The organism is Maribrevibacterium harenarium (assembly GCF_006385675.1).
Classification (GTDB): Bacteria; Pseudomonadota; Gammaproteobacteria; order Pseudomonadales; family Marinomonadaceae; genus Marinomonas; species Marinomonas harenarium.
This window is the reverse complement of the sequence record NZ_VFRR01000010.1, coordinates 18752-31391: the sequence shown is the minus strand read 5'-3', so window position 1 is coordinate 31391 and position 12640 is coordinate 18752. Positions and strand designations below refer to the sequence as shown.

The following is a 12640-nucleotide window of genomic DNA, read 5'->3' as shown; positions in this document are numbered from 1 at the left end:
ATCGAATTAACCGTTTCGAGGACTTTGCTCGTGCTGGATATCTTTCTGTTTGCGTTCATTATGATGTATACCCCCGGTCCAGTGACCACACTCGCGCTACTGGCAGGCATTAACAATCAAGGCTGGCGGCTTATCCCATTTTGTTTAGGCGTCGGTGTCGCTATGGTGATTATGTTTACCGGACTTGGCTTCTTAGGCGCTACATTGCTCCCTCCAATCGCCCAGATAGTTATCGGCTTACTAGGTGGCGGTTATATTGGTTACCTTGGGTTAAAAGTACTCAAAGCCAGCCTCAACGCAAAATTGAAGAATACACCGCCGCCTCCGCTATCGTTTCGACATGGGCTACTAATGCAACTTAGCAACCCTAAAGCACCGGTGACTATTCTGCCTATCGTGAGCGTACAGTTCCCGGCAGTAGGAGTTGCTGGACTAGATATCGCTTGGATGTCATTGGTGTTGGGAGCTCTAGCTGCCGGCTCACCTGCATCCTATCTTGTGCTTGGCTCATTACTCAAACAGATCGCCCTCAAGCCAACAGTAAATATGTGGCTGAATTGGGTGATGGGATCACTGCTATTGTATATCAGTGGTCAGTATCTCTGGGCTAGTATGCTGCAACTGACCACCTAGTTTAGAAACCTGCTACCAAGTTCCTCGGGGCCCCTTCAGCAAAGGCGATCACGTTGTCAAACGCCGCGTTGAAATAAAGTTCGTAGCTGTTTTGCTCCACGTAACCAATATGGGGAGTGGCTACCACATTAGCTAGCGTCAGTAACGGGGTGTTATCTTGGGTGGCAGGTTCTTGTTCGAATACGTCGATAGCGGCACGTTTCGTGGGGTGCCGTGTTAGGGTTTGATAGAGTGCATCGGGCTCGATTAATTCGGCGCGGCTGGTATTTACCAAGAGTGAATCAGGCTTCATAAGTTCTAGGTCTGTTAGGGTCACGCAGGCTCGGGTGACTTCATTTAAACGTAGGTGCAGGGAGACAATATCGGCCATCTGGAAGAAGTCCGTTTTGCTAGTGGCAGCCTGAAAGCCATGGCTCTGAGCCAAGGTGCGCGATGACTCACTACCCCACACCAGCACCTTCATACCGAAGACATCAGCGTATTTCGCCATGCGCTGGCCAATCTTGCCATATCCCCAAATCCCAAAGGTGCGACCATGCAAGCTACGACCTAAACCCATACCGGACTGCTGCCATTGACCTTGCTGAAAATGGTTCACATAAGCGGGGATATGGCGCATCGCCGCCATCATTAGTGCCCAAGTGAGTTCCGCAGGCGCCACCGGTGAACCCACGCCCTCGGCGACTTGTACACCGTATCGTTGGCACAGTGCCACATCTAAATGATTGCTGATTTTTCCAGTTTGACTAATCAGTTTAAGGTCAGGTAGTTGTTGCAGTAGGGATTCGCTGATGACCGTGCGTTCGCGGATGAGCACCAATGCCTCTACGCCAACAAGCCGAGAGGCTAATTCGGCGGCATCACTGTAGGTGTGATGCAAAATGGTAACATCGTGGCCAGCGAGTTTGCTAAAGCAGTCGAGATAACGGACGACGTCTTGGTAATCATCAAGGATGGCGATCTTCATAAGGGGCTCCACTACAACCAAAAGTTCGACTACTGATAGTAGCCGAACTTTTGGTTTGCGCCCATGCCATTGGGAGGCTAAACCGCCTCTACAAATGGCTCGCTTGGCTGGCGCTCAGTCCAATGGATGTAAACCGCAAGTAATGTCAGGATAACGCTGGCAAAACCAATCAAACCGTAGAGATCACCAAGGCTACCAGTCGCTTCTTGGATGGCGCCAGCAATCATGTTGCCTAACGCACCGCCCAAGCCAAAGGTCACCATACCGATACCATTGATTTGCATAGTGGCTTTCGAGCCGTAATGCTTGCTCACCCAGCCAGCCAGAATCCCCCAGATCGGGAAATACATAAGACCGTAGCCAAAACCGGCAACCAGTACAAACTTCGCTGGGTCGTAGATGAAAGCCACAATACCTAAAGCAAAGCCACCAAAGATAAACAACAAAGCGATGCTAGAACCTTTGCGATCCGCCAACTTACCAGCAAGAAAACCCGCCGCCATACCCGATAAACCAATGATCGACCAAGTGTAACCACCTAATGCTGCGGGCAGATTCAGTTCCGCTAGGTAGGTGTTTAACCAAGTAGAAAATGGCATGGTTGCAAAACCAACGAGGAATAGGATCAAGCTCGACAAAAAGGCAGTACGCTCTTTGAAAATCGTACGCAGCAGCTGTTTGGCTCCCATCGCTGGTACGATCTCTTGAGCAGCCTGGGCCTGCGGCTTACGTAGGCGTTTGAGTATCAGCACTGTGGCGACCACAGTTAAGGCCCCCATTACCGCCGCCGCAATCCACCCACCACGCCAGCCCATCATGGGCACCACTAATAAAATGATCAACCCGTTAAGACCATAACCCCAAGCCGTACCACTAGCAGCGGTGGAGAGGCTGGTAGCACGTTGACTTGGGTGGCCATAACGGGTGATCAATTCGACGATGCCGCCCCAGCAGATCGCAGCACTGGCTGCCATCAAGACCAGTACGACCAAAATCGCGAGGGGTGATTGCAAAAACGCCATGGATAGTAAGAGCACACTGGTAATGGTGCCACTTAGCAGCAACAAACGCGCCGAATCCAAACGATGTCCAAGTAGACCAAGTACCATGGCACCGGCCAAATAAGCCAACTGCGTCGCCGCACCGATGGTCGCCAAATACCAATGGCTGATATCAATATCCGCCTGCATTAACGGCACTAACGCCGCAAACAAAAACAAGCCAAAACCGTGGCTGATAATCTGATTGAATCCAAAGGTAATCGCCATGCCCATCGCCTGACTCCCACTTGTACTGAGTTATTTTTGAAACAGGATTGCTGAATGACTCGGCAATGGGTGAAATGTAATCCCTTGCATTTGTTCGGTAAATCGATAAATATTCAATTCTACGTTCGTATTTATTGAAATCTGAAGGCGAGACTGGCTATGCGAGATTTACCGATCAACTTACTTCGCACTTTTTTGGTGGTGGCAGATACCCTCAACCTCACCGAGGCCGCCCGCCTACTGCATAAAGCACCATCCACCGTGAGTATGCAGCTCAACCGTTTGGAGGAATTGGTTTCCAACCCACTGATGGAGCGGGGGCAACATGGTGTGCGTCTGACTCCGGCGGGCATCCAACTCACCACCCATGCGCGACAACTCTTGAATCTCCATGACCAAATCGTCGGCTCCTTTCAGAATATGGATATCGATGGCACGGTACGTCTAGGTAGCCATGACCAATACGCCAGCCGCACCCTATCACCACTGCTACAGGAATTTATCCTCAGCTACCCTGAGGCTCAGCTGGAGGTATTTTGTGACCACAGCCCAGATACCCTGCTGAACCGCTTGGAAAAAGGTCAATTAGATATCGCGTTGGTGGAAATGATGGCTGGCACCGAGGGAGGTATTCGTCTGCGTCGGGACGCCCTAGTTTGGGTGGGCTCTAGGGATCATCACTTACAAAGTTTGCCGGTGCTGCCACTCGCGGTATTCGACGAAGGCTGCTATCACCGACGTCATGCCATGCGCTTACTTGAAGAGGCCGATATTCCCTACCGTATTGCCTTTACTAGCCAAAGCCGTGCCGGCGTGCTGGCCGCAGTGCGAGCGGGTATCGGCATTGGCATCATCCCCCTACACACATTAGAAGATGATTTGGTGGTATTGAACGAGGAACTACCCACCCTACCGGAAACGGAAGTGGCGTTGTTCATGGGCAAAAAAGTCAACGAAGCCACCAAACGCCTAGAGCAAATCGTCCACGATAGCCCCCTATTTAACCCCTTGGGCGTGGCTGCCGCTTAAAGCAAAACACCCCACCTACCGGAGAGTAGGTGGGGTGTTGTTATGGTCTTAGACTATCTTATTTTGACGGCATTTTGGTGGTGCGTAGGTAAGGTAGTTTGATATCTACTTCACCGAATTTCTCTTTCGCTTGCTCATCATTTAGCGACAGAGCCACGATCACATCTTCGCCAACCTGCCAGTTAGCTGGCATGGCAATTGGTACGCCATAGCTTGCTTGTAGCGCATCTAGGGCACGCAGTACTTCAGCAAAGTTACGACCGACTGACATTGGGTAAGTCATTGATAGTTGAAGTTTTTTATCTGGGCTAATGATGAATACAACACGTACACTTGCCGAGTCAGCAGCGGTACGACCATCTGGTAGGTATGCATCAGCAGGTAGCATATCTAGCGCTTTAGACACTTCCAGTGACTCGTCGGCAATGATCGGGAACGACGCAGTCGCACCAGCAAATTTCTCGATATCGCATTTCCACTCTTTGTGTTCTTCAACACCATCAACGGATAGACCGATAACTTTCGTGCCGCGTTTTTCCCATTCAGCAGCAAGTTGCGCAACCGCACCAAATTCTGTTGTACAAACTGGAGTGAAGTCTTTTGGGTGACTGAATAGAATTGCCCAGCTATCACCAATCCAGTCATGCAGGTTAAACGTTCCCTGATCAGTGACTAGCTCTAAGTTTGGAACGATATCATTAATACGTAGTGCCATGGTCATTTCCTCTTTGGTTTGTTAGGTCAGGCCCGTTGCCTGATGTAGTTATCATGCCTCGCCAACCAAAACATTAGAAATTTATAAATTAAATAGATCTAATGTATTTTTTATATTAGCAAAGCAAAATATCTATCAGTGTGACACACTCGCGACCAAAACATTCCCCAACATCGTAAAAAGTTTGCGCCAAGGCAAATTTCCATTTAACAACGCAGGCTTTCACCACAATCAATCTGGTAAGGCAAGGCGATCGGTGTGGTATGGGTGGCTTCCCCATTGAGTGCCAACAGTAGCTGCTCGGCAGCGATACGCCCCATGTCTTCCCTTGGGGTGATCACCGTCGCCAGTCGCGGCACCATCGCCCGGGCCACATCATGACCGTGGAAACCGGCAATGCCCATTTGCTCGGGGATGAGGATGCCACGCTTTTGGCATGCGTACAGGGCACCGATGGCAAGGTCATCATTGGTACAAAAGATGCCATCAGCTTGAGGAAATTCTTCCAGTAATTGCTCCAAAAACTGTGCCCCTAAGGTAAAGGAGGAAGCTTGGTCGCTCTTTTTGATATAGGGGCTGAGCCCTGCCTCTGCCATGGCGGCTTCATAGCCTTGGATACGCTGCAATGTCCGCTCGTCCATCCGTGCAGCGAAGTAGGCAATTTTCTGGTGACCTCTGGCGATCATGGCCTGAGTCATTTCAAAGGCCGCCGCCCGATTATCAAAGCCGACGGCAGGTAGACGGCTATGGGCCACACTATCCATGATTTCGACGACAGGGATGCCGGCATTTTCGAGCATTTTCTGGGCCCGTTCCGTGTGTTGGCTTTCGGAGATAATCAGCGCATCCACATTGTAGGAAAGCAGGGTCGCGATGCGCTGCTCTTCCGAGGTTTTGCTGTAACCATAGTGCGCCAACATGGTTTGGTACCCCGCCGGTTCTAATACGGATTCAATGCCACGAATGACTTCGGCAAACACTTGGTTAGTAAGGGAAGGCAAAAGCACGCCGATGGCATGACTTTTCGCTTTAGAAAGAATATCGGGAGCCCGATTGGGGATATAGCCCAGCTCGTCCAATGCCGCTTGAATTTGATGGCGCAAAGTATCGGATACCTGCTCGGGGTTGCGCATAAAACGGCTGACGGTCATTTTAGTGACGCCAACACGGTCGGCAATATCCTGGAGGGTGGTGCGCTTTTTCTTCATCTTCGGTGCCAGCATTGTGATTATTGTTACAGGTAACATACCACAATCATAGCCCGTGGCCCAAGCTATTCCGTTAAAGAAAATGCATTATAAAATAATAAGTTAGTGGTTTTCCCGCAAATCCTTTTGCGGGTTTAATGTGGTTAAGCAAGCTCGGTGAGTTGCGCCACACACTGGCTAAACACCGCGTCCATAGACTGGCGAATATCCACCGTAATCACGTCTTCATCGACCGGCTCTACTAAGGTCGCAAACTGGCTTTCCAGCATGCTGCGGCCATTGAAGTAGTGACCGTTGCGTTTTTGATGGCGCTGCCAAATGGTATCAATATCTCCTTTTAGATACACAATTTCGAGATCCTCTACCCCAGTACGCAGCAACTCACGATACTCTGGCTTCAGAGCCGAGCACGCTACCACCGCACAGGTTTCACGACGTAAAATCCCATTCAAGGTTTGCAGCCAACCGTAGCGGTCGGCGTCCGTCAAAGGAATACTACGGGCCATTTTCTCCACATTCTCGGGGCTGTGGTAGTCATCCCCATCAAAGAAGGGAAAGCCAAAGTGCTGGGCCAAACGCTGCCCCATAGACGATTTTCCGCAGCCAGAAACCCCCATGACAATAATTTTCTTAACCATGAGTTACTTCCACCATAGGGCTAATTCAGGGAACACAATGACCAGCGCCAACACCAGAATTTGCAGACCGATAAAGGGCAGTAGTGAACGGAAAATTTCCCCCAAACTGATGTCTTTAGGCGCCACGGATTTGAGGTAAAACGCCGCGGGGCCAAAGGGTGGCGATAGGAAAGACACCTGCATATTCAAACAGAACACCACACCAAACCACACTGGATCTAACCCAAGGTTGGTGATGATCGGCACAAAGATCGGCATAGTAAGCAAGGCCACCCCTACCCAATCCAAGAACATGCCCAACACCAATAGGATCAGCATCATAATTAGGATTGTGCCCATCACGCTGCCGCCGGAAAGCGCCAAGATGGTCTCTTCGACGAAATCGATACCCCCCATTAGGTTGTATACCCCAACCAAAGCAGTCGCACCGATACCGATCCAGATGATCATGCCGCAGGTGCTCATAGTGGCTTTGGCGCTTTCTTTGAGCATGGTGAAATTCAGCTCACCGCGAATCCAAGCACTGATGATGATGCCCACTACCCCTAGGGCAGAGGCTTCGGTAACCGATGCTACACCGGTGTAGATACTGCCGAGCACAATTGCTACGGACAAAATGGGGAAAAACAAGGCTTTGAAATAATTGGTTTCCCGGTCTTGGGCGAGCTCTTCTTCCGTTGGAAGCGGTGCGTATTCAGGGTGCAAATAGCTCACGATCAACACATAGGCCATATAGGCCAATGCCAAAATCAGTGCTGGCAAAAAAGCGGACTTGAACAGATCACCGATGGAAACACTGGCAGTCAAACCATAAATGATCAGCACGATACTTGGTGGCAACATGGTGCCCAGCGCACCGCCAGCACAGGTGGTACCAATCGCTAGGCGACGGTTGTACCCCAAGCGCAGCATTTGCGGTAACGCCAAAATACCCAGAAGTACGGTTTCCCCGCCGATCACGCCGGACATGGACGCCAAAATCACCGCCACTACTAGGGTTTGTACTGCCACTCCGCCGCGGACTTTGCGCCCCACTACTTTCATGGCATCGAATAAATCCCGCGCAATACCGGAGCGATCCAACAAGGCTGCCATCAAAACAAACATGGGCACGGCCAAAAACACATAGCTACCCACGAAGCTATACAAGCGGCTAGTGACCAAGGGCAGCGCATCGATACCGAACCAGCCAATGGCAAATATCAGCGCCACTAATCCGGTGACGATGGCTAACTGCATCCCCGTCAACAGCAACAGAATCATAGAAACCAGCATCAGCAAACTGCCGTAGCCGATCCCTAGAGAAGACAAATCAAACATGGCGCGCCTTCCTTAAAACACGAAATTCTTGTACGAGGTGCAAGACAAACTGCACAAACATAAGCCCCATGGTGAACAAAATCATGATCTTCACCAAAGCCGGGAAAGGCGGATTCCATGCGGAACCGGAGGTTTCCAGATGCAACTCACCGTAAGGGTTAAAAATCGCACTGTCGGTCATTTGCCAAGCGGCGTAAGCCAATAAGCCCGAGAACAGTAACCCCATGATGTGATGGAAAATATTGAGATAAGACCGTGTGCGAGCCGAAACAAAGTCGTAGATCAGTACGACTCGTACGTGTTTATTGGTCGCTAACGCATAGCTGCCACCAAATACAAACAGCACCGCCCCTAAGAAGGACGCGGTTTCATGCACCCAAATGGTCGGAGCATTAAACACATAGCGCATCACCACTTCAAAAAAAGAAATGGCAACGGTAAAAATAAACATCAGGCTGGCCGCATTGCCAACATGGACGACCGTGCGGTCGAGCCAATTCCGTGGCTGTTCTGATAAGTCTTCATGAGGGAGTTGAGAATCAGGTTGCATCACAATTTTCCAGAAAAGTCCGAAACAGGCTCAGGGGAAAACAGGCGCCGCAGCGCCTGTTTATCAACACCGATGATCTTGCTGTTACAGCAGACCATTGTCCTCCAGGTAAGAGGTCACAGTGTCATACACTTTTTGGGCATTAGGTGATTGCTTCGCAAACTCTTCCCACTGAGTACGGGCAATAGCACGGAATTTCTTGCGCTCTTCGTCAGACCAGTTATGGATGGTAATGTTTGGGTTTGCTGCCGCTTCTTTCACCGCTTTTTGGTCGGCAATACGTAGCTGAGTGGTGATATCGTTCGCAAAATCACGTACCGATACGGTCATAATCGCCTGTAAGTCCGCTGGTAACTTGTTCCACTTTTTCATGCTCATGGAGACATCGATCAAAGGCAAAGAGTGGAAGCCCGGTTGTACTGGGTGTGCAGCAATGTCGTTCATACCGGCTTTTTGGTTGGTAGAAAATACCGTGTAATCCGCTGCATCGATAACGCCTTTACTTAAGGCAGTGAACACTTCCGAACCCGGGAGATTTACCGGTGCCGCGCCCGCTGCGGCAAACACTTTTTGCACTAAGCCTTCTGGCGCACGTAGTTTCAGACCTTTTAGATCATCCACACCATTTAGCGGTACACGGGAAACAAAGGACTCAACCCCAGTCGTCGAACCACCGATAAACTTCACCCCGTACGGTGCGTAAAGCTCATTCATCAGCTCGTAACCACCACCGTAGTTAACGAATTGCAGTAGCTGAGAAGTGTCTGACCAAGCACCCACGGTGTTACCGATCAAGCCAAAGGCGGGATCCTTGCCAGAGAAAAACTCGGTCGCGGTGATTTGACCGTCCAAAATCCCCATCTTGATACCATCTAGGGTTTCCGTGTGCTTAAACACACTGCCTACTGGCAATAGATTGATCTTGATCCGGCCGCCGGACATTTGCTCGACACGCTCTGTCCACTCTTTTTGAACTTGGAAGTTCTTATCGCCAGAAGGATCAGAAGACTGAAACTTGAAGGTGTACTCTGCCGCAAAAGCAGTCGTTGAAAGGGCACCAACTAGGGTGGCTGTAACTAAAGACTGGGTAAACTTGCTCATCTTATCTTCCCGCTACTTATTGTTGTTTAGGGTTTAACTATACATCACCAGATATGTTACCGGTAACTAAAGCAGATGTTACCGGTAACTTTTTAAGTTAGTCAAGATGTAGCGAAGATTTTTTATCGTTTTAATAAGGGGGCAATGTTTCGCGAAGGGCCTTTACCTAGACATAAAAGCAGCTATGATGCGCTCAATTCACCGCGAGTATCACGCCATGCCTGCCATTCCTATCAGTATCGGACTATTAGTTTGTAGCAACGTATTTATGACGTTTGCTTGGTATGCTCACTTAAAAGAGCTAAATAACAAACCTTGGATCATCGCCGCTCTCGTCAGTTGGGGAATTGCCTTGTTCGAATACCTATTGCAGGTGCCCGCTAATCGCATTGGTTATACCGTGCTAAATGTTGGCCAACTGAAAATCATGCAGGAAGTTATCACCCTGTTGGTGTTCGTTCCCTTCTCGGTATTTTATCTAAAAGAGTCCCTCAAACTTGACTACCTCTGGGCAGGGTTGTGTCTAGTTGGTGCGGTATACTTTGTGTTTCGCTCTAAGTTGTAAGACTCCCAACAAGAGTCGTTTACACAAATTCACCGGGGGCGGTTGAATTTCAAAAACTTGAGCGATTTCAGGGGCCACTAGCTATATTTGTATACCTCAGCGCGATGAGCCACTTTCACGACATTAACCAGTAATACCTCATCGCGAATGTCATAAATAATGCGGTAAATACCTTGGCGAACGCGGTAGCTTTCCCGGCCCATTAGCTTGATACATCCCTCTGCGCGGGGGGGGGCAGCGAGTTGATCAATACAACTAAGGATTCTGGCTACATCCTGATTGGGAATAGCCCGCAAATCTTTGGCAACCGATTTTTTGAAAGTGATTTTATATTTTGCCACGGGTCTTTAGGTCATTCAGCAATGCTTCGTAACTTATTTCTTCCTCTGCAACTCGTTCGGAAATCGCTTGCAGATCTTCCTGATCTTCTCGCATTAGCAGACGCACAGCCTCATCCACCAATTCAGAAACCGAAACTTGGGTAGATGCCGCTCGCATTTTTAATGCTTGATGGATGGTAGGTTCGAAGTAGATGGTCGACCTTTTTGATAGATTACTCATGACAACCTCCTAACTAGCAATGGAAGACTAGCAATGGAAGACTAGCAATGGATGACAAGCATTATAGCGTCATACAATCTGTTAATGTCTATGTGGAGGCTATCATCTGCCAATAAGTTTGCGTGATGATATTTTATGAGTTCTGCAAAATCCTCTGTTTCAATAGGGTCGTCGAGATACCCTCTGTTTTCGGGGCGTAGATCACTTCGATTTCAAACGGAGCCAAGGCCGCTTCAAGCTTTTGCCAGCGTTCGGAACCTTGCCACTCTTCACCACAGACGACTTTGTGGATAGCCAGCGAGCGTATCCAAGCTACCGCGTCGTCGGTTTGCGCCATCGGCGCAGCCACAAGATGGGTTTCGTCCACCATGCCAAGCGCGTTGATTAGTGTGCAACGTTGATTTTCATTCAGTATCGGCGAGTACCCTTTACTCTGCTGACAAAATCGGTCAGGGGCGATACCAACCACCAACGTACCCCCTAGCTGACGCGCAAACTGCAGATAGTTTAGATGCCCTTCATGCAATAGATCGAAATAACCCAAAGCCAAAACTCGCTCTTGGCGCTCGACCAACAAGGACGTTTCCAGTTGCTGTTGAATCTGACTCAGAACGCTATCTTGCGGGCGTTGTTGGCGCAACACTTGGAGGATGCGCATGGCCTTGGCAGTATTACCACGTAACCATTGCCCGTATAAACGGGAATAGGCGTAACAGTAGGACAACCAAGAGAATTGCCGCAAATTATGGGCGCACACAATGGTGTCGAAGTCCCCATCGGGGATACGCCAGTTATCGCCATATAAGGCCGCTAACATGGACTCCGGTTGCGTCAGGTGCCACACCTCTCCGGCGGGTGTCCCACGGGCAGACAGGGCAATGTTGGGAAAGTAGGTGATGCGATTCCAATGAAATGGCACGCCGTCCATCCACAGGCCACAGATCGCTTCACCACTGACGCTATCGGTACCAAAACCGCACACATCCAAGGTAATACCGGTCACATCATGTTTAAAGCACCGAGGATTGATCAAATCATAAGAGCGGGACGCTTCGCGCCAACCATTTGCGCTCAGAACCTGAGTGGCTTGCTCCATTTGCAGCCAATCGACACCAATGTCCAAGTCTTTATCATTGGCCAGCAAGCGACCTTCCCGCTCCAGCCCCAACAAAGTACCCGAGCAAGCGAACCCATAAACGCCCTGGGATTTTAACAAGGCTAAGGTTTGCCAAAGTAACGCCTCCCCCTGCTCCTGGCTGAAAGGGGCTACTGGTTCCTCTTGTTTTGGAGAAGGCTGCCACCCCTGCTCGACCTGAATGGCAACTAGAGCCAATGCGGTGTGAAACGCCGTTGCCGCTTGCGGTAACTGTTTCGCCTGCTGTAAACACTGCCCCAGAACATGATAAACCTCGTGGGAATGGGGCAACTGCATAGCGAGCTCCTGTAGCGGTGCAACCCAGCGCTCGCCTTCACCTGCTAGGATCCCAATCTGGGCCAAATACACCTGCGCCATGACTAACTCAGGGGCATCGCTTCTGACTTGTTCCAACAAGACTTTCGCTTCACCATATTGCCCTGAATGGAAATATTTGATCGCTCTGGAAAGTTGATCTACCGGACTCAAAGCTGTTTCTCCATGGAATAATTCACCAGCTCGACTCCCTGCCTCTGTAGTGTATTTTGTTTGACCTCAGTGAAGCCTAGCTTGCTAAAAAACGGCTTGGCAACGATGGAAGCCTCCACATACAAGCGCCCGATCCCTTTGCGAATCGCTTCTGTTTCCAAATAAGCATACAACATCGAAGCCACGCCTCTCCCCTGAAATTCTGGATGGGTATAAGTGCAATCAATATGACCGTCGGCCTCCAGCTCCATAAACCCTACCACCGCACCAGCGCAAATGGCTAAAAAAGGCTGCGTCTGCGCCAGCCGCGCCGCCCAAGCGGCATAATTCACCGGCTCAGGCGCCCAAACCGCTTTTTGCTGGGGCGAATAAACATCGTCCGCAATCCCGTTCACTGCCGCATAGAACAGATTCGTCACCTCGCGGGCTTTGTCTGGGGAATAGGGTTGGATTTCTATCAA

General features: G+C 50.0%; 15 protein-coding genes. 3 read left to right on the top strand and 12 right to left on the bottom strand.

All coding sequences use genetic code 11. The features are described from left to right. Positions 1-30: 30 nt before the first annotated feature. The gene (locus FJM67_RS06740; protein WP_140588023.1) at positions 31-633 is read left to right on the top strand and encodes a LysE family translocator; all 603 of its coding nucleotides are present in this window, start codon (positions 31-33) and stop codon (positions 631-633) included. 1 nt (position 634) lies between these two features. Here the strand turns inward: FJM67_RS06740 and FJM67_RS06735 are convergent, their stop codons facing one another. Further along, positions 635-1600 (bottom strand): D-2-hydroxyacid dehydrogenase family protein, encoded by a 966-nt coding sequence (locus tag FJM67_RS06735; RefSeq protein WP_140588022.1) that lies wholly within the window; start codon positions 1598-1600, stop codon positions 635-637. 77 nt (positions 1601-1677) lie between these two features. After that, positions 1678-2868, bottom strand: a complete 1191-nt coding sequence (locus FJM67_RS06730) for an MFS transporter (RefSeq protein WP_235890002.1) — start codon at positions 2866-2868, stop codon at positions 1678-1680. Between the two features lie 159 nt (positions 2869-3027). On the opposite strand from FJM67_RS06730, the gene FJM67_RS06725 reads away from it, so the two are divergent. Continuing rightward, positions 3028-3897, top strand: coding sequence for a LysR substrate-binding domain-containing protein (locus FJM67_RS06725; RefSeq protein ID WP_140588020.1), 870 nt, complete (start codon positions 3028-3030; stop codon positions 3895-3897). Positions 3898-3955: 58 nt separating this feature from the next. On the opposite strand, the gene FJM67_RS06720 is transcribed toward FJM67_RS06725, so the two are convergent. The 6 genes from FJM67_RS06720 to FJM67_RS06695 all read right to left on the bottom strand — a co-directional run bounded on the left by FJM67_RS06720 (position 3956) and on the right by FJM67_RS06695 (position 9429). Then, complete coding sequence (locus tag FJM67_RS06720) at positions 3956-4612, bottom strand: peroxiredoxin (RefSeq protein WP_140588019.1); 657 nt, start codon at positions 4610-4612, stop codon at positions 3956-3958. 206 nt (positions 4613-4818) lie between these two features. Further along, the gene (gntR, locus tag FJM67_RS06715; protein ID WP_140588018.1) at positions 4819-5820 is read right to left on the bottom strand and encodes a gluconate operon transcriptional repressor GntR; all 1002 of its coding nucleotides are present in this window, start codon (positions 5818-5820) and stop codon (positions 4819-4821) included. Positions 5821-5963: 143 nt separating this feature from the next. Continuing rightward, positions 5964-6458 (bottom strand): gluconokinase, encoded by a 495-nt coding sequence (locus FJM67_RS06710; RefSeq protein WP_140588017.1) that lies wholly within the window; start codon positions 6456-6458, stop codon positions 5964-5966. A gap of 3 nt (positions 6459-6461) precedes the next feature. Continuing rightward, positions 6462-7778 carry a TRAP transporter large permease gene (locus FJM67_RS06705; RefSeq protein WP_140588016.1) on the bottom strand — a complete coding sequence of 439 codons (1317 nt, stop codon included), beginning with the start codon at positions 7776-7778 and terminating at the stop codon, positions 6462-6464. After that, positions 7771-8328, bottom strand: a complete 558-nt coding sequence (locus FJM67_RS06700) for a TRAP transporter small permease subunit (RefSeq protein WP_140588015.1) — start codon at positions 8326-8328, stop codon at positions 7771-7773. The genes FJM67_RS06705 and FJM67_RS06700 overlap by 8 nt, the downstream gene beginning before the upstream one ends. An 84-nt stretch (positions 8329-8412) precedes the next feature. After that, complete coding sequence (locus tag FJM67_RS06695; RefSeq protein ID WP_140588014.1) at positions 8413-9429, bottom strand: TRAP transporter substrate-binding protein; 1017 nt, start codon at positions 9427-9429, stop codon at positions 8413-8415. A gap of 184 nt (positions 9430-9613) precedes the next feature. Here FJM67_RS06695 and FJM67_RS06690 point away from each other — a divergent pair, with 184 nt between their 5' ends. Continuing rightward, entirely contained in the window at positions 9614-9994 is a 381-nt protein-coding gene (locus FJM67_RS06690; protein ID WP_407943577.1) for a DMT family protein, read from the top strand. Between the two features lie 77 nt (positions 9995-10071). On the opposite strand, the gene FJM67_RS06685 is transcribed toward FJM67_RS06690, so the two are convergent. The 4 genes from FJM67_RS06685 to FJM67_RS06670 all read right to left on the bottom strand — a co-directional run bounded on the left by FJM67_RS06685 (position 10072) and on the right by FJM67_RS06670 (position 12640). Beyond that, a complete protein-coding gene (locus FJM67_RS06685; protein WP_140588013.1) occupies positions 10072-10335 on the bottom strand; it encodes a type II toxin-antitoxin system RelE family toxin in 264 nt (87 codons plus the stop codon). Then, entirely contained in the window at positions 10322-10555 is a 234-nt protein-coding gene (locus FJM67_RS06680; RefSeq protein WP_140588012.1) for a ribbon-helix-helix domain-containing protein, read from the bottom strand. The genes FJM67_RS06685 and FJM67_RS06680 overlap by 14 nt, the downstream gene beginning before the upstream one ends. 133 nt (positions 10556-10688) lie before the next feature. Then, positions 10689-12179 carry an adenylyltransferase/cytidyltransferase family protein gene (locus FJM67_RS06675; RefSeq protein ID WP_140588011.1) on the bottom strand — a complete coding sequence of 497 codons (1491 nt, stop codon included), beginning with the start codon at positions 12177-12179 and terminating at the stop codon, positions 10689-10691. Then, positions 12176-12640, bottom strand: coding sequence for a GNAT family N-acetyltransferase (locus FJM67_RS06670; RefSeq protein ID WP_235890001.1), 465 nt, complete (start codon positions 12638-12640; stop codon positions 12176-12178). The genes FJM67_RS06675 and FJM67_RS06670 overlap by 4 nt, the downstream gene beginning before the upstream one ends.